The 26,789-nt window shown below is 71.4% G+C and carries 1 protein-coding gene; it reads right to left on the bottom strand.

Translation table 11 applies throughout. The features are described from left to right. Nucleotides 1–26,688, bottom strand: a complete 26,688-nt coding sequence (locus MLGJGCBP_RS21535; RefSeq protein ID WP_160097942.1) for a non-ribosomal peptide synthase/polyketide synthase — start codon at nucleotides 26,686–26,688, stop codon at nucleotides 1–3. Nucleotides 26,689–26,789 lie beyond the last annotated feature (101 nt).

The following is a 26,789-nucleotide window of genomic DNA, read 5'->3' as shown; positions in this document are numbered from 1 at the left end:
TCAGCCGATTCGGTCGTCGCGGCGCGGGATGCGATCGGTGTCGAGATACCTCGACAGCACCGGACCGATGACGGCGAGGGACTGCGGCTCGATCATGTCGTTGTGCCCGCAGTCCACCGGATACTCCGCGATCCGGCCGGTCACCAGCGGCCGCCACTCCTCCGCCGACCGGGCGCGGGTGGTGCCGTCGTCGTCGCCGGTCGCGGGGAAGATCAGCAGGTCGCCGTCGTAGACCTGCGGTTCGAACCGGTGGACGAGTTCCCGCGAATTCTCGTATCCGGCGTTGATCCGCTCGAGGTGCTCTCCGCGCAGTCCGGAGTCGCTACCCCACGATTCGTTGAGCAGTTGCGCTGCGCGTTCGTTCGTGAGTTCGCCGTCGGTCGCGACGACGAGGCCCAGCCCGCGGAGCAGATCCCGCATGTCGAGTTTCCCGAACAGCGGGTCCTCGCCGTTGTCGGGATAGCTGTCCATGACGGCGAGGGTCGCGACGTCGTCGCCTGCCCGCTGGAGTTCGACGGCCATCGCGTGGGCGATGACCCCGCCCAGCGACCAGCCGAGCAGGTCGTACGGCCCCTCCGGCTGAATGGCCTTCATTTCCTCGACGTACCGGTGCGCGAGTTGCTCGATCGACCGGTACTCGCCGTCCCCGCTGATCGTGGGCAATTGCAGACCGTACGCGCGGCGGTCGGCGGGCAGATAGCGGACGAGGCCCGCGTATCCCCAGGACAGCCCGATTCCCGGGTGAACGCAGAACAGCGGTCGTCCGGTGCCCTCGGTGCGCAGCGGAATCACCACCGCCAGCGCCTCCGTCACTGCGCCCTCGGCCGACGGCAGTGCGATCCTGCGGGCGAGGCCGGACGGTGTGGGATCGAGGAACATCCACTGCAACGGGATCTTCCGGTCGAGTCGCTCCTGCAGCGCGGCGACCGCCTTCGTGGCGAGCAGGGAGTTGCCGCTCCTCTCGAAGAAGTTGTCGTCGGCCCCCACCCGGTCGAGACCGAGGACCTCGGCGAACACGTCCACGATCGCCGCCTCGAGGTCGGTGGCGGGCGGCCGGAAGCGGGTGCCCGAGAGGAACTCGGGAGCGGGCAGCGCGGCGCGATCCAGCTTGCCGACCGGCGTCAACGGGATCCGGTCGAGCACGACGATCGCGGCGGGCACCATGTGGGACGGCAGCCGTTCACCGACGAGGCGGGACAGTTCCGCGGTGTCGACGTCCGCGCCGCCGACCGGCCGGACATAGGAGACGAGAAGCGGTTCCCCGGCCGGCCCGGCCCGGCCGATCGTGACGGCGAACCCGACGTCGGGGTGGGCGGTGAGGACGGCGTCGATCTCGCCGGGCTCGATACGGAACCCGCGGATCTTCATCTGGAAGTCGCTGCGCCCGACGTATTCGAGGGTGCCGTCGCGGCGCCACCGCACCACGTCACCCGTGCGGTACATCCGGTCGCCGGGGGCGCCCCAGGGGGCGGCCACGAAACGGGACGCCGTCAGACCGGACCGGCGGTGATACCCGGAGGCCAGGGCGCGGCCCGAGACGTACAGCTCACCGACCACACCGACCGGCACCGGGCGCAGCCGGGAATCGAGCACCACCTCCGCGACGCCGCGGGTGGGTGCGCCGAGTGTGATCGGGTCGCCCGGCACCAGCGCGTCGCTGATGTTCGACATGATCGTCGTCTCGGTCGGCCCGTAGGCGTTGAACATGCGGCGGCCGGGCGCCCACCGGGCGACGAGTTCGGGTGGGCAGGCCTCACCGGCCACGACCAGCGTCCGCAGCGACTCGAAGCCGAGCGGGTCCATCGACGCCAGTGCGGTCGGGGTGACGAATCCGTGGGACACCCGCTCTTCGCTCAGCAGCGCGGCCAGTTCGGTGCCGCCGTAGATCGTGGGCGGTGCGATCACCAGCGTCGCACCCGCGCAGAACGCCATGACGAGTTCGAAGACGGACGCGTCGAAACTCGGCGACGCGAAGTGCAGCACCCGCGAGCCTCGGGTGACGGCGAGGCGGTCCCGTTCCTCCGCGGCGAGGTTTGCCAGGCCGCGGTGCGTGACGGCCACGCCCTTGGGGACGCCCGTGGATCCGGAGGTGTAGATGAGATACGCGGGATGCGATTCGTGGAGCGGTGCTGTCCGGTCCGCGTCGGTGACCGGGTCCGGTGACTGCGTCCTGATCCGGTCGGCGTCCCGGACGTCGTCGAGCACGATCCAGGTCACGGCGGTGGGCAGCCGATCGCGGTGTTCCCGGACGGTCACGCCCGACACCGCACCCGAGTCGGTGAGCATGTGCTCGATCCGGTCGGGCGGATACCCGGGGTCGACGGGCAGGAACGCGGCGCCCGTCCGGGCGACGGCCCACACCGACAGCACCGATTCGATCGACCTCGAGAGGCTCAGCGCGACAGTGGTTCCCGGTCCCGCCCCGGCCTCGATCAGCCGGCGCGCCAGCCGGTTCGACGTCTCGTCGAGTTCGCGGTACGTGATCGCGCGGGTCCGGTACGACAGCGCGTCGGCGTCCGGGTCGAGTCGGACCGCTGCCGTCAGCAGGTCCGGCAGCAGGACGTTGGGCGCGTCGGGTGCTCCGCGCGCCGGGGTGAGCGCCGCGACCTCGTCGGTGCCGAGGATCTCGATGTCGCCGACCGGGATGCCGGGTTCGGCGGTGACGGAGTCGAGGATGCGCACGAACCGTTCCGCGAAACCCTGAACCGTGTCGGCGTCGAACAGGTCGGTCGCGTAGTCGATCGCCCCCGTCATGCCCGCCGGGGCGCCGTCGGTGTCGAACCGCTCGTCGAGGATGACCTCGAGGTCCACCTTCACGACCGCGAGGTCGGGATCGAGTCCCTCGACGCTCAGCCCGGGCAACCGCAGCGCGGGACTCTCGGTGTTCTGGAATTCGAGGGACACCTGGAAGAGCGGCGAGTGGGCGGTCGAGCGCACCGGGCCGACGGCGTCCACCACCCGTTCGAAGGGCAGGTCGGCGTGTGCGAACGCACCGAGATCGGCGTCGCGGACCTGCGCGAGCAGGTCGCGGAACGGCTGCCCTGCCTCGATCGTGGTGCGCAGGGCCAGTGTGCCGACGAACATGCCGACGAGGTCGTCGAGCGCCGCCTCTCCGCGGCCGGCGATCGGGGTGCCGATCGCCACGTCGCTCGTGCCGCCGAGCCGCCCGAGCAGGACGGCGAGTGCGGCGTGCACGATCATGAACTCGGTGGACCGGTGCTCGCGAGCCGCCGCCCGGATCCGCTCGTGCAGCCCCGCCTCGATCGTGAAGCCCACCCGGTCGCCGTGGAACGTCTGCTGCGCGGGACGCCGGCGGTCGATGGGCAGTTCGAGGAGTTCGGGCAGCCCGGCCAGCGCCGACTCCCAGTAGGACAGTTGCCGCGAGATCAGCGACCCGGGGTCGTCCTCCGAACCGAGAAGTCTGCGCTGCCACAGCGTGTAGTCGGCGTACTGAACCGGTAGCGGTGTCCACGCGGGAGCGCGACCGTGGGCGCGGGATTCGTACGCCACCATCACATCCCGCACCAGCGGGGCCATCGAGAAGCCGTCGGCCGAGATGTGGTGCACCACGACGGCGAGGACCCGTGTGGTCGGGTCGAGCGTGAACAGGGCGATTCGCAGCGGGACGGCGGCGGCGACGTCGAAGCCGGCCGACACCAGCCGGGTGAGTTCCTCCCGGAGCCGGCTGTCGTCCGCGACCGCGGTCGGCGGGGGCATCGGCGCCGGCGGCGGGAGGATCTCCTGCACCGGTTCGCCGTCACGGAGCGGGAATCGGGTGCGCAGCGACTCGTGCCTGGTCACGACGTCCGTGACCGCCAGCCTCAGCGCGTCCACTTCGAGGTCGCCGGTGAGCCGCACCACCATCGGAATGTTGTAGGCGGGCGAACTCGTGTCGAACTGGTTGATGAACCACATGCGCTGCTGGGCGTACGACAGCGGGATGCGGCCCGGGCGGTCCCCGGCGGTCAGGGCGGGACGGCCGGACGGACCCGCTCCCGCATGCTCGATGCGCGCGGCGAGCGTCTCCACCGTGGGCGCCTCGAACAGGGCCCGCACCCCGATGTCCGTGCCGAGCGCTGCGCGCAGGCGCGCCACGGCGCGGGTGGCGCTCAGCGAGTTGCCGCCGAGGTCGAAGAATCCGGCGTCCGCGCTGACCCGGTCCAGTCCGAGTACCTCCGCGAAGACGTCGGCCACCGTCTCCTGCACCGGGTCGGCGGGTGCCCGGTATTCGGCGGCGCCGACGTCGAATTCGGGGGTGGGCAGGGCCTTGCGGTCGAACTTGCCGACGGCGTTCAGCGGGATTTCGTCCAGAACCATGATCGACGAGGGCACCATGTGGGCGGGCAGCCTGCTCGCGAGACCGCGGGTGAGGTCGACGGTGTCGAGGGTGTGCCCGGGGGCGGGCACGACGTAGGACGCCAGCAGGGTGTCGCCGGCGGGGCCGCGGTAGGCGACGGTGACCGCGAACCGGACGCCGGGGACCGCCGCGAGCGTCGTGTCGATCTCGCCGAGTTCGATGCGGAATCCGCGGACCTTCACTTGGAAGTCGCTGCGGCCCAGGTATTCGATGGTGTGCCCGGCGGTCCACCGGACGACGTCGCCGGTGCGGTACATCCGCTCGCCGGGACGGCACGGGTCGGCCACGAACCGTGCCGCGGTGAGCCCGGGACGGCGGTGGTAGCCGCGCGCCAGTCCCGCACCTGCAAGGTACAACTCCCCGGGAACCCCGGCCGGAACCGGCTGCAACCGCGAATTCAGCACCAGTTCCGTGACACCGCGGATCGGTCCGCCGATGGTGATGCGCTCCCCCGCGGTCAGGGGATCGCTGATGTTGGACATGACCGTGGTCTCGGTCGGCCCGTACCCGTTGTACAACCGGCGTCCCGGCGCCCACCGGGACACGAGTTCGGGTGGGCAGGCCTCGCCGCCGACCACGACGTCAGCGAACAGATCCAGCCCGGCGGGGTCGAGGGATGCGAGCGCCGCGGTGGTGACGAACGCGTGCGTGACCCGCCGGTCGCGGATCAGCTGGGCGAGTTCGTCGCCGCCGAACACGGTGGGCGGCGCGATCACCATCGTCGCGGCGGCGCCGAACGCCTGCAGGTATTCGAACACGGAGCCGTCGAAGCTCGGGGTCGAGAAGTGCAGCGTCCGGGACTCCGAGTCCGCCCCGAAGCGGACGAGTTGGTCTTTGGCGAAGTTGTCCAGGCCGCGGTGCGTCACGGTGACGCCCTTCGGCATTCCGGTGGAGCCCGACGTGTAGACGACGTAGGCGGCGGAGTCGAGCGTGACCGGTGCCGTGCGGTCGCGGTCGCCAACCGGCGCCGTGGAACCGGCGGCGCACTCGGCGTCGAACGCGGGGTCGTCGAGGACGAGCCAGCGCGTGCTCCCGGGCAGCCGGGCGCGATGCTCGGACGTCGTCAGCCCGAGAGCGCATTCCGAGTCGGTGAGCATGTGCGCGATGCGTTCATCGGGATAGTTCGGGTCGACGGGCACGAACACGGCCCCGGCCTTGGCCACCGCCCACATGCACAGCACCGATTCGATCGAACGCGGAACACCCACGGCCACCGACATTTCCGGGCCGAGACCGCGACCGATCAGGGCACGCGCGAGCCGGGTGGACCGCTCGTCCAGCTCCCGGTACGACACCTCGACGTCGCCGGACGACAGGGCGACCGCTTCCGGGTCGACCGCCGCGGCGTCGGTGAAGATCTGCGCGAGAGTGCGCACGGAACCTGCCGGGCCACCCCGGACCGGCACCAGTTCCTCGCGTTCCCGCTCGGTGAGCAGCGACAACCGGGCCAGCGGAACGTCGGGTCCGGCACAGGCGTCGAGCACCCGCACCACCCGGTCGGCGATGTCCTCGACCTCGCCGGGGGCGAACAGGTCTGGGATGTACTCGAACTTCAGGTGCAGGCTCGCCGCCGCGGACGCGACGAGACTCAGTGGGTAGTGGGCGGCGTCGCGGGCGTCGACGCCGGTCACTCGGAGCCCGGCGATGTCGGTGTCCTCCGACAGCCCGGCCCGGTCCACCGGATACGACTCGAACACCGTGAGGGTGTCGAATCCGGCGCCGGGGCCCGCGGCGTCCCGGATCTCGGCGAGACCCGTGTAGTGGTGATCGAGCATCGCCGCCTGCTCGGCCTGCACCCGCTCCAGCAACGCGCCGAGCGTCTCGTCGGGGCGCAGCGTGACCCGCACCGGCACGGTGTTGATGAACAGCCCGACCATCGTCTCGATGCCCGCGAGTTCCGGCGGCCTGCCGGACACGGTGGCACCGAACACGACGTCGTCGCGTCCGGTGAGCATTCCCAGCACGATGCCCCACGCCGTCTGCAGGATGCTGTTGAGCGTGAGCCCGCGGGTGCGCGCGGATTCGCGCAACCGGTCGGTCCGGTCCTCGTCGAGGTCGAACACCCACTCCCGCGACACGGTCGACAGTTGCCGCCCCCGGTCCGCGGGGATCAGCAGCGTCGGTTCCTCGACCCCGTTCAGGGCGTGCGCCCAGGCCCGCGCGGACATGCCCGTGTCGCGCCCACTCATCCACGCCAGGTAGTCGCGGTAGTCCCGCACGCGGGGCAGCGGCGAGGGGTCGGCGTCCGTGGCGTACAGCGTGAGCAGTTCCCGGATCATCAGCGGCATCGACCAGCCGTCGAGCAGGATGTGGTGGTTCGTCGACACCAGTCGGCAGCGGCCGCCCCCCGTCCACACCAGCAGGAACCGGATCAGCGGAGCGGTGGCCATGTCGAAGGGGGTGGTCCGGTCGGCGGCCAGCAGCCGCTCGATCTCGGCCTCCGCCGCGTCCCCGTCCAGGCCGCTCAGGTCGATCTCCCGCCAGGGCACGGTGACCCGGCCCGAGACGACCTGCACGGCCCCGCCGTCGGCATCGTGGCAGAACGTGCTGCGCAGATTCGGGTGACGGTCGAGGAGCGCCCCTGCCGCCCGGCGCAACCGTGCCGCATCGACGTCACCGGCAAGGTCGAGAATCAGCTGGACGAGGTAGGCGTCCACCGACTCGACGGCCAGTTCGGCGTGGAACAGCATGCCCGCCTGCAACGGCGACAACGGCCAGACGTCGGTCATCGCCGGGTACCGGCGTTCGAGGTCGTCGATCGCGCTCTGGCCGAGTCGGACGAGGTTCAGGTCGGACGGGGTGAAGCCGCCGCCACCCGACCGGGCGTGCTCGGACAGGGCCTCCAGCGCCCGCACCCACAGTCGCGCGAGTTCGCCGACGTCCGCCGCCGCGATCACCCCGACGGGGAACGACCACGTCGCCGTGAGCACCGGACCGGCGGCGGTGTCGGTGGTTCTGGCGTTCACGTCGACGACGGCCGCCGCGGGCAGCCCGGAGTGCGCGGCGGCGGCGAGTCCCGCGTCGGAGAGTGGCATCCAGTCGCCGCCCGGGGCGGTGCCCGCGCCGAGTCTGCCGAGGTAGTTGAAGCTCACCTGCGGACTCGCCTGCGCCGACAATTCCCGGGCCGTGTCTTCGTCGAGGTACCGGAGAAGCCCGAACCCGATGCCGTGGTCGGGGATCGAGTGCAGCCGCTCCTTCACCGCCTTGACCGCGTCGCCGGCGGCCGGACCCGCCGCGAACGCGTCCCCCACGTCCACGCCGCCCAGGTCGAGGCCCACCGGGAAGATCGTGGTGAACCAGCCGACCGTGCGCGCCAGATCGGCGCCCGGGACCACGTGTTCCTCACGACCGTGCCCTTCCAGGTTCACGAGCGCGGCGGACGACTCGATCCCGCGGTCGCGGCGCCACCGGACGAGCGCCAGCGCCAGCGCCGTCAGCAACCCGTCCGCCACGTTCCCGTGGAACGCCTGCGGGAGCGAAGTCAGCAAGGTCTCGGTGACGGCGACGGGAAGCTGGACCTCGACGTCGGAGGTCTGGACGTCGGCTGGGGTCAGCGGCCGCGACCCCAGCGGCGGGTCGGGGGTGTCGAGCATCCGCCGCCACAGGCCGAGTTCGGCTGTGCGGGAAGGTTCCTGCGCGACGTCGGTGAGGGCGTGCGCCCAGGTGCGCATCGACGTACCGGTGTCGGGCAGGGCGGGCGCCTCACCGGACAGCACGCGGGCGCAGGCGAGGGCGAGATCGGGGACGAGGATGCGCCACGACACCCCGTCGACCACCACGTGATGGGCGACGATCAGCAAGCGTCCCGGCTCGGCTTCCGCGGTGCTCGCGAACCACACCGCCTGCACCATCACACCCGACTCCGGGTCGAGGCGGCCCGCGGCGGCGTCCAGTTCGCGGGACGCGGCGTCGGTGAACGAGTCCGCGGCACCGAGCGGCACCGTGCGCACCACCTCGGTCGCCCGCACCCATCCCGGTGGCGCGGTCGCCATGATCCAGCGGTCGCTGCGGTACAGGCGGGCACGCAGCATGTCGTGCCGGTCCAGGACGGCCTGCATCGCCGCCGTCAGCGTGGTCTCGTCCAGTTCGGCGGGCGTCGTGAACAGCGCGGCCTGCGAGTACCGCCGGAAATCGCCGTCCCGGCCCAGCATCCAGCGCACGATCGGGGTCAGCGGGAACTCGCCGACGCCGCCGCCGGGCAACTCCTCGAGGGTGATCGTCTCCTCCCCCGACGTGGCGACCTCCGCGAGTGCGGCAACCGTCTTGCGTTCGAACACGTCCCGCGGGGTGATCACCACCCCGGACGCCTTCGCCCGGGTGACCAGCTGGATCGACATGATCGAGTCGCCGCCGACCGCGAAGAACGAATCGTCGACACCCACCGTGGCGAGGCCGAGGACCTCGGCGAACAGGCCGGCGAGGATCCGTTCCGTCTCCGTCGCCGGTGCGCGGCCGAGCGACACCTGCCGGCCGTAGTCCGGTTCGGGCAGCGCCCGGCGGTCGAGTTTGCCGTTCACGGTGAGCGGCAGGGCGTCGAGCACCACCACGGCGGCGGGCACCATGTGCGCCGCCAACCGGCCCCCGACCGTGTCGACGATCCCGGCGGGGTCCAGCACCCGGCCCGCCTCGGGCACCACGTAGCCCACCAGGCGCTCGTTCCGAGCCAGCACCACCGACTGCGCCACACCGTCGCAGGCGAGGAGCGCCGACTCCACCTCGCCCAGTTCGATGCGGAACCCCTTGATCTGAACCTGGAAGTCGTTGCGGCCCAGATAGTCCAACTGACCGTCTCGGTTCCACCGGCCGAGGTCGCCGGACCGGTACATCCGGGATCCGGGGGTGTACGGGTCGGCCACGAACCGGGTCGACGTGAGCGTGAACCGGCCCAGGTACCCGCGGGACACCTGCGCGCCGGACACATAGAGTTCCCCGACCACACCCGGCGGAACCGGGTGCAGACGGGAGTCGAGCACGTGCACGCGCAGTCCGGGCAGGGCCCGGCCGATCACGGACGCCGACGCGGACGCGGCGAGTTCCTCGTCCAGCGGCAGATGGCTGACGTGCACGGTGGTTTCGGTGATGCCGTACATGTTCACCAGCGCCGGGACGGTGTCTCCGTGTCGCGCGTACCAGCGGGTGAGCTGCCCCAGGTCGAGGGCCTCGCCGCCGAACACCACCACGCGCAGCGCCAGTTCGGTGCCGCCGGCCACCCGGTCCGCCTCGGCGAGTTGGTAGAAGGCCGTGGGGGTCTGATTCAGGACGGTGACGTTCTCGTCCCGCAGCAGTCGCAGGAACGCGTCGGGTGAGCGGGTGGTGAAGTAGTCGACCACCACCAACCTGCCGCCGTGGAGCAGCGCACCCCACAACTCCCAGACGGAGAAGTCGAACGCCGCCGAGTGGAACATGGTCCACACGTCGGAGGCGGCGAAACCGAACAGCGGCTGCGTGTGCGCGAACAGGCCGGCGACGTTGCGGTGCGACACCTGAACGCCTTTCGGCTTTCCCGTCGAGCCGGAGGTGTAGATGACATACGCCACCGAGTCGGGGTGCAGGGGTCCGCTCCGGTCACCATCGGTCACCGGCAGCGGCGACATGCGGTCCAGTTCGGCCGCCGTCTCCGCGCCGTCGACGATGACGGCCGGGATCCCGCTCGGCCGGACCGCACCGAATTCGGCCTCGGTGGTCAGCACACACACCGGCCGGGCGTCGGCGAACACGTACGCGAGCCGCTCTTCCGGGTACGAGACGTCGACGGGCACATAGCCGGCCCCCGATTTCACCACCGCGAGCAGCGCCACCACCAGGTCCACCGACCGCGCGGCGGCGACGGCCACCAGGGTCTCCGGGCCCGCGCCGCGCGCGATCAGCAACCGCGCCAGGCGATTCGACCGGGTGTCCAGCTCTTCGTAGGTGAGCGACGCGCCCTCGCAGACGACGGCCGTCGCGTCGCGGGACCGCTCCGCGGCCCGCTCGAAGAGCTCCACCAGCGTCGCGTGCGCTCCGACCGGTTCGGCGAACGCGGGCAGCACCGACTCCCACTCCGCCGGGTCCAGGATGTCGATGTCCCCCACCGGGAGCGCCCCGGCCGCGGCGATCGAGTCGAGCACCCGCAGGAACCGTTCCGCGAACCGGGTCACCGTGTCGCGGTCGAGCACGTCCGTCGCGAACCGCAGGCCGGCGGCGAGTCCGGCGGGTGCGCCGTCCTCGTCGACCTGTTCGGCGACGCTCAGTTCGAGGTCGAATTTCGCGACCCGAAGGTCCACGTCGAGCGAATCCACGGTGAGTCCCGGCAACTCGAGGTGGGTGCCCTCCGCATTCCGGAACTCGATGAGCACCTGGAACAGCGGGGCGTGCGACGTGGACCGCTCGGGGGCGAGGTGGTCGACGAGCCGCTCGAACGGGATGTCCGCATGCTCGAACGCGCCGAGATCCGCGGCCCGGACCGCGGTCAGGACCTCACCGAACGACGCCCGCGGGTCCACCACGGTCCGCAGGACGAGGGTGTTGACGAACATGCCGACCACGTCGTCGAGTGCCGCCTGCCCGCGACCGGCGACCGGCGTTCCCATCGTGACGTCGCCGGTGCCCGACAGCCGGGACAGCAGCACGGCGAACGCCGCGTGCACGGCCATGAACAGCGTCGAATTGTGCTGGGCCGCGATCGTGTTCAGCGCCCGGTGCAGTCGCGCGGGCACGTCGAACTCGACGACGTCCCCGCGGTACGACCGCTGCGCGGGTCGAGGCCGGTCGACCGGGAGCTGCAACAACTCGGGCGCACCGGACAGCGTGTCCGTCCAGTAGCCCAGTTGGCGAGACATCACCGAGCCCGGATCGTCCACCCCGCCGAGGACGTCCCGCTGCCACACACTGTAGTCGGCGTACTGCACCGCCAGCGGCGTCCAGCCGGGTGTCTCCCCCACGGTCCGGGCGGTGTACGCGAGCATGACGTCGCGGGCCAGCGGCATCATCGAGAACCCGTCGGCGGCGATGTGGTGCACGACGATGGCGAGGACGTGCTGCTCGGGTTCCAGTGCGAACAGCCGGGCCCGGAACGGAATCTCGTCGCTCACGTCGAAACCCGTGCCGACCAGTGCCGCGACGGCGTCCTGCAGTGCACGGTCACCGGACACGGGCACCGGGTCGAGGCCGGGGGTGGCCCGCCCGGGATCGACGATCACCTGGTGCGGTCCGTCGACCGACCCGGGGAACACCGTGCGCAGCGCTTCCTGCCGCTCCACGACGTCGCCGACCGCCGCGTGCAGGGCGGCGCGGTCGAGGGCGCCGGTCAGCCGCAGGGCGATCGGGATGTTGTAGGCGGGCGAGGACGTGTCGAACTGGTTGACGAACCACATCCGCTGCTGCGCCAGCGACAGCGGTATCCGGTCGGGTCGCGGCCCGGCGGCGAGCGCCACCGACGGCGTCCTCGTCGACGCGGCCGAGTCGATCCGGACCGCCAGATCGGCCACCACGGGCGCGTCGAACAGTGCGGCCACCCCGATCCCGGCATCGAGGGCGGAGTTGATGCGCGCGACGGCCCGGGTGGCGCTGAGCGAGTCGCCGCCGAGGTCGAAGAAGCTGTCGTCCGCACCGACGCGCGGAGCGCCGAGCACCTCGGCGAACACGTCCGCGACGGCCTCCTCGACCGGAGTGGTGGGCGCCCGGTAACCGAGGGTCGCCGTGACGAATTCCGGTGCCGGCAGCGCCTTCCGGTCGAGTTTGCCGACGGGGGTCAGCGGGATCTCGTCGAGCACCACCACGGCCGCGGGCACCATGTACTTCGGCAGGATGCGGCCCGCGAACGCGAGCACGTCCGGTGCCGCCACCTCCTCGCCGTCGTGCGGCAGGACGTACGACACGAGTGCCGTGTCTCCCAGCGGGCCCGGCCTGCCGAGGGTCGCGGCGAAGTCGAGGTGCGGGTGGGTGGCGAGAACGGAGTCGATCTCCCCCAGTTCCACGCGCTGACCGCGGATCTTCACCTGGAAGTCGCTGCGCCCGAGGTACTCGAGGGTGTGGTCGCGACGCCACCGCACGACGTCGCCCGTGCGGTACATCCGGCCGCGGCCGTAGGGGTTGGCGACGAACCGCTCTGCGGTGAGCGACGGGCGCCGGTGGTAGCCGCGGGCCAGAGCCGGTCCCGCGATGTACAACTCGCCGGGCACCCCGGCCGGGACGGGCTGCAACCGGGCGTCGAGGACGGACAGTGCGATGCCGCGGACGGGGCTCCCGATCGTGACCGGTTCTCCCGGTGTCATCGGCGTGCTGAACGTCGTGAGGACGGTCGCCTCGGTGGGGCCGTAACCGTTGAACATCGCCCGGTCCGCGCCCCACGTGGCCACCAGTTCGTCGCCGACGGCGTCGCCCGCCACGACAAGCGCCTCGAGGTGCTCGATGCCGTCGCGCTCCACGGTGGCCAGGACGGCCGGGGTGATGCAGGCGTGGGTGACCCGTTCGCGGCGCAGCAGGTCCGCGAGTTCCGCGCCGCCGTAGACGTCGGGGGGCGCGATCACGAGCGTCGCGCCCGCCGCGCACGACTGGACGAGTTCGAGGATCGCCACGTCGAAACTGGGTGAGCAGATGTGCAGGCAGCGAGAGTCGGGCGACACGGTGTAGTGCTCGGTCTGCTCGGTGAGCAGGTTCGCCAGACCGCGGTGGGTGACGACGACGCCCTTCGGCCTGCCGGTGGACCCGGACGTGTAGATCGCGTAGGCGGCGTGGTCGACGTCGAGCACCGACCGGCGGTCCAGGTCGGTGATTCGGGCGGAAGAGGCGGCGGACCAGGTGCGCTCGAAGGCCGGATCGTCCAGCACCAGCCACGGCACGGTGTCGGGCATCCGGTGCCGGTGTGCAGACGTCGTGACCCCCAGTGCCGCACCGGAATCGGCCAGCATGTTCTCGATGCGGTCGGCGGGATAGGTCGGGTCGACGGGCACGAACGCGGCTCCGGTCTTGGCGACCGCCCACACCGCAGGCACCGATTCCGGTGACCGGGGCAGCCCGAGCGCCACGAACGTCTCCGGCCCGGCACCCCGTTCGATGAGCACGCGGGCCAGCGCGCTCGACCGCTCGTCGAGTTCGCGGTAGCTCGTCTCGAGCCCGTCGAAGACGAACGCGGACGCGTCCGGCCGGTGCCCGGCCGACGTCGTGAGGATCTCGGGCAGTGTCCTCGGCGGCCCGGCGGGGGCGCCGCAGACCGCGGTGTACTCCCGGAGTTCGGCCTCCGACAGCAGGGTCAGGTGCGCGAGCGGGGTGTCGATGTCGGACAGCAGGATCTGCACGACCCGTGCGACGCGGGCCGCCACCGACTCCGCGAACTCGCTGCCGAAGACGTTCGGCTGGTACCGCAGTCGCAGGTGCAGTGCGGTGTCGACGTGCGCCATCAGGGTGAACGGATAGTGGGTGGAGTCGATGCCCTCGATCCCGGCGACGTGCATGCCGGCGATGTCGGTGTCTTCCGACAGCCCCATGCGATCGACCGGGTACGACTCGAACACGGTCAGCGTGTCGAACGCGGCTCCCTCCCCGACGGCGCGCTGGATCTCGGTGAGTCCCAGGTAGTGGTGATCGAGCAAGGCCGATTGTTCGCGCTGGAAACGCTGCAGCAGTTCGGCGAGCGTCTCCTCCCGGCGCAGGCGCAGCCGGACGGGCACCGTGTTGATGAACAGCCCGACCATCGACTCGATGCCCGCGACCGCCGGTGGTCGGCCGGACACGGTGGCACCGAACGTCACGTCCTCCCGGGTGCCGAGCGTGGTCAGCACCAGCCCCCACGCCACCTGGACGAGGGTGTTCATCGTCAGTCCGCGCTCGCGTGCGAGGGACTCCAACGCGCGGGTCTTCTCCTCGCCCACCTCGAGGCGCACGTCCTCGGGTTCGGCGAAGGACTGTTCGCCGCGCGCCGCGGGTGCCACGAACGTCGGCTCGTCCGCGCCGGCGAGAGCGGACACCCAGGCGGCCGTGGACCTCTCGTGGTCCTGCCTGCCGATCCATTGCAGGTAGTCGCGGTAGGGCGTGACGCGGGGCAGGGCGCTCGTATCGCCATCCGTCGCGTACAGGACGAGCAGGTCCTTGATCACCAGCGGCGTCGACCAGCCGTCGAGCAGGATGTGGTGGTGGGTGAGCACCAGCCGGTACCGGTCGGGTGCGGTGCGCAGCAACGTGAATCGGAGCAACGGCGCCTCGGCCATCTCGAACGGGACGGCGCGGTCGACGGCGAGGAACGCCGAGTCGTCGAGGTCTGAGAGATCGACGTCGCTCCACGGCGCGATCGCCGAATCGAGTACCACCTGCACCGGTCCGTTGCCGGTGTCGGCGAACGCCACACGAAGATTCGCGTGCCGATCCAGCAGGCCCTGAGCGGCCCGGCGTAGCCTCGCCGGGTCGACGGTGCCGCGCAGGTCGAGGACCAACTGCACCTGATAGGCGTCGAGGCGATGCTCGGACAACTGGGCGTGGAACAGCAGACCCGCCTGCAGCGGGGACAGCGGCCAGATGTCGGCGAGGTCCGGGTAGGTGCGCTCGAGCCGGTCGATATCGGCCTGCCCGACGGACACCAGGTCGAGGTCGGAGGGGGTCAGCCCGCCCGCGCCCGGCCTGCCCGCGTGCTCGGCGAGTGCCCTGAGCGCCCGCACCCACAGTGCGGACAGGTCTTCCACATCCTCGGCGGCCAGCACACCGGTGGGGTACGACCACGTCGCCGTCAGCACCGGCGCCCCGTCCCGGACGGTGGTCGCGGCGTTGATATCGACGACCCAGGCGGCGGGCATGTCGTGGTTCTGGGTTCCGCCGAGGTCCCCGCTGTCCGCGACCGGGAGCCAGGGCACGTCGCCGGCGCTCGTCGCCACCCGGCCGAGGTAGTTGAAACTCAGCTGCGGCGGCCGGAATCGGCGCAGTTCCGCGGAGCCGCCGGGGTCCAGGTACCGCAGCATGCCGTACCCGATGCCGTGATCGGGGATGGCGAGCAGTTGTTCCTTGATCGCCTTGATCGCGGCCCCGGCGGCGTCGGCGGCGGCGAGTGCGGCGACGACGTCGATGCCGGTGAGGTCGAGTCGCGCCGGGAACAGTGTGGTGAACCATCCGACGGTGCGGGACAGGTCGGCGCCCGGCACGACGTGGTCCTCGCGGCCGTGGCCCTCGAGGTTGATCAGCACGTCGGCAGTGTCGATTCCGCGGTGCCGCCGCCACCGGATCATCGCCAGTGCGAGCGCGGTGAGCAGGCCGTCGCCGACGGCGCCGTGGAACGCGGAAGGCAGTGTGGTGAGGAGTGCATCGGTGACGCCGGTCGGCACGTCCACGACGACGCGGCCCGTCGTGGCTTCCACGTCGACGTCCGGATCCAGCGGCCGGGAGCCGAGAATCGGATCGGGTCCGTCCAGGATCGACTGCCACAGTGCACCTTCCGCGTGCCGGGACCGCGCGGCATCGGTGAGCCCGTGCGACCATCGCCGCATCGACGTCCCGACCGCCGGCAGCGCCGCGGGCAGACCCTCGGCGACGCGGGTGTGGGCGGCCGCGAGATCCGCGATCAGGATCCGCCAGGACACGCCGTCGACGACGAGATGATGCGCGACCAGCAGCAGGCGCCCCTGCCCGTCCGGGCCGTCGAACCAGAGCACCTGCACCATGCTGGCCGCGGCCGGGTCCAGCCGGTCCGCCGCCGCGTTCAGTTCCGCTCTCGCGACCGCCGCGAAGTCGCCGGCGTCGAACGACGGCACGGGCACGCGGTGGATCAGCGCGTCGGCCCGCACCGACCCGGTCGGCAGCACCGTCATCGCCCACTGCCCCGCGTCGTCGGCGGCGAGTCGCGCGCGGAGCATGTCGTGACGGTCCAGCACGGCGTCGACGGCGGCGGCGAGATCCTCGCGGGTGAGGCCGCGTGGCGCGGTGACCGGCACCGACTGCGAGAACCGCTCCAGCCTGCCGCCGCTGCGGTCGAGCATCCACGCGACGACGGGGGTCAGCGGCACCGGGCCGACTCCGCCGCCGGGAAGTTCCTCCAGCACCACGGCATCGGCGCGTTCGTGGTGGGCCACCTCGGCGAGACCGGCGACGGACCGGCGCTCGAACACGTCCCGCGGGGAGAGGATCAGTCCCGCGGCCTTGGCGCGGGCCACCAGTTGGATCGACATGATGCTGTCGCCGCCCAGCGCGAAGAACGAATCGTCCACGCCCACCGAGGCGAGTCCCAGCACATCCCGGAACAGGCCGGCGAGCAGCGCTTCCGTCTCGGTGCGCGGCGGCCGGCTGTCGGTGACGGTGACACCGAAGTCCGGTTCCGGCAGCGCCTTCCGGTCGATCTTGCCGTGCACCGTCACCGGGAGCGCCGCGATCACCAGAACGGCGGCGGGCACCATGTACGACGCGAGCCGGGTGCCCGCGAACTGCAGGACCTCGCCCGGATCGACGGCCGCGCCGGGTTCGGGGACGACGTACCCGATCAGCCGCCGGCCGGAGTGCCCGTCGCGGCGCACGTCCGCGACCGCCGCCGCCACGTCCGCGTGGGCGAGCAGCGCCGACTCCACCTCGCCGAGTTCGATGCGGAATCCGCGGATCTTCACCTGGAAGTCGGTGCGCCCGAGGTAGTCGAGTTGCCCGTCCGCCGTCCAGCGCACGAGGTCGCCGGTCCGGTACATGCGGCTGCCCGGCGGCCCGAACGGGTTGGCCACGAACCGTTCTGCGGTGAGGGCGTGCCTGCCGTGATAACCGCGTGCGAGCGCGGGGCCCGCGAGGTACAACTCCCCGGCCACGCCTGCCGGTACCGGATGCAGTCGCGCGTCGAGGACGGTCTCGGTGAACCCGAGTGTCGGCGCGCCGATCGTGACCGGTTCGCCCGGCGCCAGCGGCGCGCTGATGCTCGACACGACCGTCGCCTCGGTCGGACCGTACGCGTCGAACATGGTCCGGCCCGGCGCCCAGCGCGCCACCAGTTCCGGCGGGCAGGCCTCGCCGCCGGTCACCACGCACCGCACGCTCTCGAGGCCGGCGGGATCGACCGACGCGAGCGCCGCCGGCGTGACGAAACAGTGCGTGACCCGCTCGCGCCGCAGCAGGTCCGCCAGGTCTTCGCCGCCGTAGACGGACGGGGACGCGATCACCATCGTCGCGCCCGGCCCGGTCGCCAGCATCAGTTCGAGCACCGACGCGTCGAAGCTCGGCGACGCGAAGTGCAGGGCCCGGGACTCCGCGGTGGTGCCGAACGTGTCCTGCTCCGCCGCAGCGAAATTCGCCAGACCGCGGTGTGTGGTCACGACACCCTTCGGCCTGCCGGTCGATCCCGACGTGTAGATCACGTACGCGGGGTGGTCGACGTGCAACGCGGACGCGCGATCGGTGTCGGTCACCGGCGCCGCCGGGAACAGGGACAGCTCGGCGTCGGTGCCGGGGTCACCGATCACCAGCCACGGGATCGACGCGGGCAGGGCGGACCGCACCGCGGCCGTGGTGAGACCCGCGACGGCGCCCGAATCGCCAAGCATGTACTCGATGCGCTCGGCCGGATGGTTCGGGTCGACCGGCAGGAACGCGGCCCCGGCCTTCGCCACCGACCAGATGGCCAGCACGGATTCGATGGACCGCGGCAAGGCCAGCGCCACCACCTGTTCCGGGCCGATGCCCCGCCCGATCAGGAGCCGGGCGAGCCGGTCCGACCGTTCGTCGAGGTCCCGGTACGACACCCGGTGTCCGTCGACGACCAGTGCCGCGGCATCCGGGTCCACGGTGGCGGCCGTCAGCAACTGCGGCAGCGTCCGCGCCGGCACGCCGGGTCCCCCGCTCACCGGCGTCAGCGCGGCCCGCTCGCCGGCGCCGAGGACGTCGACGTCGCCGACCGGGGCGTCCGGCGAGTCGGTGACGGCGCCCAGGATCCGGACCAGGCGCTCGGCGAACGCGGCCACCGTGTCCTCGTCGAAGATGTCGGTGGCGTATCCCAGCGCCGCACTGATCCCCGCGGGACGACCCTCGGCGTCGACGTTCTCCCGCAGGGTCAGCTGGAGGTCGAAGTTGATCGTGTCGAACGCGAGGTCGACGGGTTCGACGTGGAGACCCGGCAGCTCCAACTCGGGGCGCTCGGTGTTCTGGAATTCGAGCATCACCTGGAACAGCGGTGAGTACTCCGTCGACCGGGAGGGGCGCAGGCTCTCCACGACGCGTTCGAACGGCACGTCCGCGTGCGTGAACGCCCCGAGATCGGTCTCGCGGACCTGCGCGAGCAGTTCGGCGAACGTGCGGGCGCCGTCGACATGAGTGCGGAGCACGAGGGTGTTCACGAACATCCCGACCAGGTCGTCGAGTTCGGCCTCGCCGCGGCCCGCGATCGGTGTGCCCACGGCGACGTCGTCCGACGCGCTCAGCCGCGACAGCAGGACCGCCAGTGCGGCGTGCAGCGCCATGAACACGGTCGACCCGTGCCTGCGCGCGACCTGCACGACACCCTGATGGAGGTCGGGGCCGATGCCGAACTCGACGCGGCCCGCACCGAGGGTGCGGGCGGCCGGGCGGGGCCGGTCCGTGGGCAGCTCCAGCACGTCCGGGATGTCGGCGAGCGTCGCGGTCCAGTAGTGGAGTTGGCGGGCCAGCGGCGACTCCTCCTCGTGTTCGTCGCCGAGCCGGTCCCGTTGCCAGAGTGTGTAATCGGCGTACTGCACGGGCAGCGGGGTCCAGTCGGGTGCCACGCCGTGGGCGCGGGCCGTGTACGCCGACAGGACGTCGCGGGCGAGCGGGACCATCGAGAAGCCGTCCGCCGCGATGTGATGCACCACCACGGCCAGCACGTGCTCGTGCTCGCCTGCCGCGAACAGCCTTGCCCGCAGCGGCACTTCCGTCGTCACGTCGAATCCCGCGGAGAGCAGGCGGTGGAGTTCCGCGTCGACGTCCGACGGCGCCACGGCCTGCGGTGTGAGATCGGGCGCCACGGACTCCGGTGGGAGGATCACCTGCCGCGGTCCGCTGTCGGTGAGCGGGAAGACGGTGCGGAGGGACTCGTGGCGCTCGACGACGTCGGTGACGGCCGCCTGCAACGCGGCCACGTCGAGGGCGCCGGTGAGGCGGAGCGCGATCGCGACGTTGTATGCCGCACTGGCCGTGTCGAATTGGTTGGCGAACCACATCCGCTGCTGCGCCAGCGAGACCGGGACCTCCCGCCACGGATCCCGTGGGGCGGGCGCGGGCCGGGAGTCCGCCCGGGATTTCCCGGCCTCGGCGCGGGCGGCGAGGCCGGCGACGGTCGGGGCGTCGAACACGTCCCGAACACCCAGGCGGTCGCCGACCGCCGCGTTGATGCGGGCGACCAGCCTGGTGGCGGTCAGCGAGTTCCCGCCGAGCGCGAAGAAACTGTCGTTCGCCCCCACCCGGACGATGCCGAGGAGGTCGGCGAACACCGCGGCGACGATCTCCTCCACCGGGTTGCGCGGGGCCACGAATCCCACCGTCGCCGTGCCGAAGTCGGCGTCCGGCAGCGACTTCCGGTCGAGCTTGCCGTTGACGGTCAGGGGCAGGGCGTCGATCACCACCACCGCGGCAGGCACCATGTACGACGGCACGCTCGCCCCGACCGCGTCGAGGACCGCCGCCGCGTCGACGTCGGCGCCCGCCTCGGGGACCACGTAACCCACCAGCCGGTCGCCGTCCCGCTCGTCGCCGCGCACCACGACCACCGCCTGCGCCACCCCGGCGCACGCGGCGAGGGCCGCCTCCACCTCGCCGAGTTCCACCCGGAATCCGCGCAGCTGCACCTGGAAATCGCTGCGCCCCACATACTCGAGCCGGCCGCCCGCACCCCACTTGACGACGTCACCCGACCGGTACATGCGCGCCCCGGCCCGGCGGTGGTCGAACGGGTCGGCGACGAACCGCGTCGCGGTCAGACCCTGCCGTCCGATGTAGCCGCGAGTCACCTGGTCGCCGGACACGTACAGCTCGCCCACCACCCCGGGCGGCACCGGATGCAACCGGTCGTCGAGGACGTAGACCCGCAGTCCGGGGAGTCCGCCGCCGATGACCGAGCCGGGCACGGACGCCGCCAGCGCCCGGTCGAGGGCGAGAAAACTGACGTGCACCGTGGTCTCGGTGATGCCGTACATGTTCACCAGCACGGGGGCGCGGTCGTCGTGCCGGGTGTACCACTTCTCCAGTTGCCCGACATCGAGGGCTTCGCCACCGAAGATCACGTGCCGCAACGACAGTGGCGGTGCGTCGCCGTCCTCGACGGCGCTCGCCGCGCGATCCGCCTCCGTCAGCTGATAGAACGCCGTCGGCGTCTGGTTCAGCACCGTCACCCGTTCCCGGCGGAGCAGTTCGAGGAACGTGTCCGGCGAGCGTGCGGTGAAGTAGTCGACCAGCACCAGCCTGCCGCCGTGGACGAGCGCACCCCACAGTTCCCAGACGGAGAAGTCGAACGCATACGAGTGGAACAGCGTCCACACGTCGGACGAGTCGAACCCGAACAGGTCCCGGGTGTTGGCCAGCAGCGCGACGACGCACCGATGCGACACCTGGACGCCCTTCGGCCGCCCGGTCGATCCGGACGTGAAGATGACGTACGCGACGGCGTCGCCCCACAGCGGTCGCAGCCGGTCCGAGTCGGTGACCGGCAGCCCGGACAATCCCGCCACCGCACGATCCGTCGCCGGATCGTCGATCACCACCACCGGAAGTCCGGCCGGTGCCGCCGACGCGAATTCCGCGCTCACCACGACGCAGACGGGCTGCGCGTCCTCGAACATCGCCGCCACCCGCTCGGCGGGATAGCTGGTGTCGACCGGCACGTACCCGCCGCCGGCCGCGAGCACCGCCAGCAACGTCACCACGAGGGCCGGTGTGCGATCCACCATCACCGCGACCAGCGACTCGGTGCCCACCCCCTCGGCGATCAGCAACCGTGCCAACCGGTTCGCCTGCTCGTCCAATTGGCCGTAGGTCAGTGTCTCGTCACCACACACCACCGCGGTGGCGTCGGGGGTGTCCGCGGCCACCCGCGCGAACAACTCGACCACCGTTTGCGCCTCGGCGGTGACGCCCTCCCGGTTCCACCGGTCCAGTACCAGGTCGCGCTCGGCGCCGCCGAGAACCGGGATGTCCCCCACCACCGCAACCGGGTCGTCCACCACCGCCCGCAGCACCCGGACGAAGCGTTCCCCGAACCCGTCCACCGACGTCCGGTCGAACACGTCCGTCGCATACAGGAAGGCCGCGGACATTCCCGCGGCGCCGCCGTTCTCGTCGTGGTGCTCGGCGAGCGACAACTGCAGGTCGAATTTGGCGACGCCCGGGTCGACGTCGACCGCTTCGACGGTGAGGCCCGGCAGCTCGAGGTGGGCGCGCACCGTGTTCTGGAATTCGAGCAGCACCTGGAACAGCGGCGAGTGCGACGTCGACCGGCCGGGGGCCAGCTCGTCGACGACGCTCTCGAAGGGGACGTCCGTGTGCCCGAACGCTCCCAGATCCGTGTCGCGGGCCCGCGCCAGCACGTCGATGAACACGTCGCGCGATGCCACCGGAGTCCGCAGCACCAGTGTGTTGACGAACATCCCCACCAGGTCGTCCAGCGCCGCCTCGCCGCGACCCGCGATCGGGGTGCCGATGGCGACGTCCCCCGAACCGGTCATCCGCGACAGCAGCACGGCGAGCGCCGCGTGCATCACCATGAACAGCGTCGCGTTGTGCTCGCGTGCGAGGAGGAGCAGTTTCCGGTGCAGGCCGGCATCGATCGGGAACGCCGCGGTCGCCCCCGCGAGCGAGCGGGTGACCGGCCGGTTCCGGTCGAGCGGGAGCGCGCTGACCTCCGGGAGGTCGGCCAGCACTTCGCGCCAGTACTGCAATTGCCGGGACATGAGGCTGTCCGGGTCCTCGGCACTGCCGAGCAGGCGGCGCTGCCACACGCTGAAGTCGGCGTACTGCACGGGCAGCGGCTCCCAGCTCGGCAGGGTCCCGGACCGGCGCGCCGAGTAGGCGACGATCAGGTCGCGGGCCAGCGGCGCGAGCGACGCCCCGTCGGCCGCGATGTGATGCACCACGATCACGAGCACGTGTTCGTCCGGGCCGGTCCACAACAGGGCCGCGCGCAGCGGGACCTTCGCGCTCACATCGAACCCGCCATCGAGGAGGGTCGCGATCCGGTCGTGCAGCGACTCGTCGCCGTCGACCTGCGGGGTGAGGTCGGGAACGACGTCCGCGGTGTCGACGACCACCTGGTACGGCCCGTCCTCCGACGCGGGATACTTGGTGCGCAGCGACTCGTGCCGCTCGATCACGTCCCCCACCGCGGCCCGCAGCGTGTCTGCGTCCAGGGGTCCGATGAGCCGCACGGCCATCGGGATGTTGTATGCCACCGACGACGTGTCGAACTGGTTGATGAACCACATCCGCTGCTGCGCCAGCGACAGCGGGACGCGCTCGGGCCGCTCCCCGACGGTCAGGGGTGGCCGGTCCACGAGTTCCGTGCCCGCCCGGCGGACGTGCGCTGCCAGCAGTTCGACGGTGGGCGCCTCGAACAGCGCCCGCACCCCCACGTCCGAACCGAGGGCCGCGTTGACCCGGGCGATCACCCGCGTCGCGACCAGAGAGTTGCCGCCGAGGTCGAAGAAGCTGTCGTCGACACTGATCCGCTCGACGCCGAGGACCTCGGTGAACACCTCGGCGATCGCCTCCTCGACCGGGTCGGCAGGAGCCTTGAACTCGGCCGCCGCGGACAGGAACCGCGGTTCCGGCAGCGCCGCGCGGTCGAGCTTCCCGACCGGGTTCAGCGGGATCTCGTCCAGCACCACGACCACCGAGGGAACCATGTACGCCGGCAACCGGTTCCGCACCTGCCGTAGCAGTTCCGAAGTCTCGATCGGCCTGCCCGCGGCGGGGACGACGTACGAGACCAGAACCGTGTCCCCGGACGGGCCCGGCCTGCCGATGGTGACGGCCAGTCGCACGTCCGGGTGTGTCTGCAGCACCGCGTCGATCTCGCCGAGCTCGATGCGGAATCCGCGCACCTTCACCTGGAAGTCGCTGCGCCGCAGGTACTCGAGCGTGTGGTCGGGCCGCCACCGCACCACGTCGCCGGTGCGGTACATCCGGCCCCGGCCGTACGGGTCGGCGACGAACCGCGCCGCCGTGAGACCGGGACGCCGGTGATAGCCGCGGGCCACACCGCACCCGGCGATGTACAGCTCACCCGGCACCCCGACGGGAACCGGATGGAGCCGGGCGTCGAGCACCATTTCCTCCGCGCCCCGGATCGGCCCGCCCAGCGTGATGGGGTCACCCGCGGTCATCGGCGCGCTGATGTTCGCCATGATCGTGGTCTCGGTGGGGCCGTACGCGTTGTACAGCCTGCGGTCGGGCGACCACCGGGCCACGAGGTCGGGCGGGCAGGCCTCGCCGCCGACGGCCACGTCGAGGAAGTCGCCCAGCGAATCGGGCGGGATCGTTCCCAGCGCCGCGGTGGTGACGAAACCGTGCGTGACGCGTTCCGATCGCAGCAGGTCGGCCAGTTCGGCGCCGCCGTATGCGGTCGGCGGCACCACCACCATGGTGGCGCCCACCCCGAAGGCCTGCAGGTACTCGAACACGGACGCGTCGAAGCTGGGGGTCGAGAAGTGCAGTGTCCGAGACGCTCTGGTGGCGCCGAACCGCTCCTGCTGATCGGCGGCGAAGTTGTCCAGCCCGCGGTGGGTGACGGTGACGCCCTTCGGCTGCCCCGTCGAACCGGACGTGTAGATCAGGTACGCGGCGTTGTCGAGGTGCAGCGGCCGAGTGCGGTCGGAGTCGGTCAGCGGATTGTCCGGGCGGGCGGCGCACTCGGCTCGGAAGTCCGGATCGTCCAGCACGCACCACGGAATCGAATCGTGCAGGCGGCCGCGCACCGACTGCTCGGTCAGTCCGAGCACCACACCCGAATCGGCCAGCATGTAGTCGACCCGGTCGGCCGGGTAGTTCGGGTCCACCGGAACGAACGCCGCCCCCGTCTTCGCGACCGCCCAGACGGAGGCCACCGACCGGAACGACCGCGGCAGCGCCAGCGCGACGAACGATTCCGGTCCCACACCCCGGTCGATCAGGATCCGCGCGACCTGCGTCGACCACCGGTCCAGCTCACGGTAGGACAATTCCTCGCCCTGCCGGGTGAGGGCCGTCGCCGCCGGTTCCAGTGCCGCGGCGTCGGCGAACAGGTCGGGCAGGGTGCGCTCGGACCGGGCGGGCAGGCCCCGGACGGGTGTCAACGCGGAACGTTCGGCGACGGACAGGATCTCGATGTCACCGACCGGAACGTCCGGGCCGGCCGTCATCGCACCGAGGATGCGCAGGTACCGTTCGGCGGCCACCCGGATGGTGCGCGCGTCGAACAGGTCTGCGGCGAAACCGAATTCGACGGTCGCACCGGCAGGTTCCCCCGAATTGCTGACCGCCTCCGTCACGGACACGCACAGGTCGAGGCCGGGGAACTCCGCATCCGGGGAGCCCGGGGGCCGGGTGTCGAGCAGCACCTGGACGATCGGCGCGTACGCCTCCGACACCGACACGCCGAGCTCCTGCACCAGACGGTCGAACGGAACCCCGGTGTGCGACACCGTCTCCGCGGCGACGTCCCGGACGTGGGCCAGGTAGTCGCGGCACGACACCTCGCCCGCGTACCGCGAACGCACCACCACGGTGTCCGTGTGGTCGCCCACGTCCACTGCTGTTCCGACGGCGATGTCACTGCTTCCGGTGACCCGGCCGAGCAGGATCGACAGGGCGGTGAGGAACACCGAGCGGCCTGCGGTGTCTGCGTCTTCGGCCAGCGCGACCACCCGGCGGTGCAACTCCGCAGGCACCACCACGGTGACCCGGTCGCTCTCCGGCGACAGTCTGGCGGGCCGGCGCCGGTCGGTGGGCAATGGCAGGAGGTCGGGCAACCCGTCCAGTCGCCGGCGCCAGTACTCGACTTCCCGGGCCTCGCCCAGCAACCGTTCCCCGATGCGGGCGCTTTCCTCGTGGATGTCGCCCACCCGCGACGCCGGGTCGGCGGTGGCCAGTTCCGCGAGCAGTTCGACGCACTGCCGATGGTGGTCCCGCAGTTCGCCGCGCTCGTAGCGGCTGGGATTCGCGCGGAAGTCGACGAAGATCCTGGTGGGCGTGCCGCTCTGGTACACGTTGATCAGCAGGTCCTCCACCGGACCCGAGGTGACGATGTGGAAGTCGCCGACCAGCGAACCCAGCGCCACCTCCTGGCGGAACAGCATGACGTTCACCATCGGCCCGTACAGCGCCGTCGACGCGGTGTCGCCGGCGTCGCGGCGGATGTCGTCGATACTGCACCGCTGGTGCCGCAGTGCCGCGACGAGTTCACGCTGGACCTGCTCGATCAGGTCCGCGACGGTGTCCTCGGCGCGGACGCGGACGGGCATCGGGGCGACGTTGACGAGCATGCCGCCGGAATTGCGCAGCACCGCCGTCGTGCGCGCCGACACCGGGATGGTCACCAGCACATCGGTTCTGCCGGTGCGTCGCGCCAGGTAGCACGCCGCGGCCGCGATGATGGTGGCCGCCGACGGACTGTCGCGGGAATCGAGAACGGCCACGACGTCGTCGGAGAGGACGGCGCTCTCCACCGTGCTGGCGGCGGACACGTGTCCCGCCGTCCGCGCCAGTGTGGTGCCCTCGACCCCGGCGACCCGCTCCGCCCAGTACTCCCGGTCGGTCAGGAACCGGTCCGAGGCACGGTACCGGCTGTCGATGTCGTACAGCTGCCGCAGGCTGACCGCCCGGTTCGGATCCGGTTCGCGGCCCGCGACTTTCGCGGAATACCGGTGCGCGATGCGGCGCAGCATCGTCATGGCTCCGTAGCCGTCGAGGGCGACGTGGTGAATCCTGCTGTACCACAGGAAGTGCGCGTCCCCGGTCTGCAGGATCGACGTCTCCACCAGCCGGTCGACGCTCAGGTCGATCGGCGTGACGTAGTCACGCTCCATCCATTCGTGCGCCGCCGCCACCGGATCCTCTTCGGTGCGGAAGTCGACATATGCGATCGACGTGTCCGTCCGATGGTCCACGTACTGCAGCGGGCGGCCGTCGACGTCGTAGACCTTGAGGAACGGCGATTCGAATTCGCGGGCCGCCTCCACCGTCTCCTGCCGTAGCAGGTCCATGTCCAGCGCACCGTGGAACTCGACGTACTGGGCGATGAAGATCGGGACCCGCGGTTCCAGTTGCTGCGCGAACCACGTGGCCCGCTGCGCCGCCGACAACGGAATCGGTTCGCCGCCGCCCGGGGCGGTACCGTCCGATCGCTGCCCCGGGACGCGCAGGTCCGCGGGGCGGCGCGGATCCCCCGCCCCCGGAACGGGTCCTTCACCTTGTCCAGGGCACACTAGAACTCGACCTCGCCCCGCCCTACCAGGACGGACGCACTGTTTCGAGTATCCGCCCGGGCGGTGTTCCGGGTCCAGGGCACTGCAGGTCGAATGCCGCC

Origin of the sequence: Rhodococcus sp. T7, assembly GCF_009872365.1 — a bacterium.
Classification (GTDB): Bacteria; Actinomycetota; Actinomycetes; order Mycobacteriales; family Mycobacteriaceae; genus Rhodococcus_F.
This window is presented reverse-complemented; position numbering and strand designations above follow the sequence as displayed.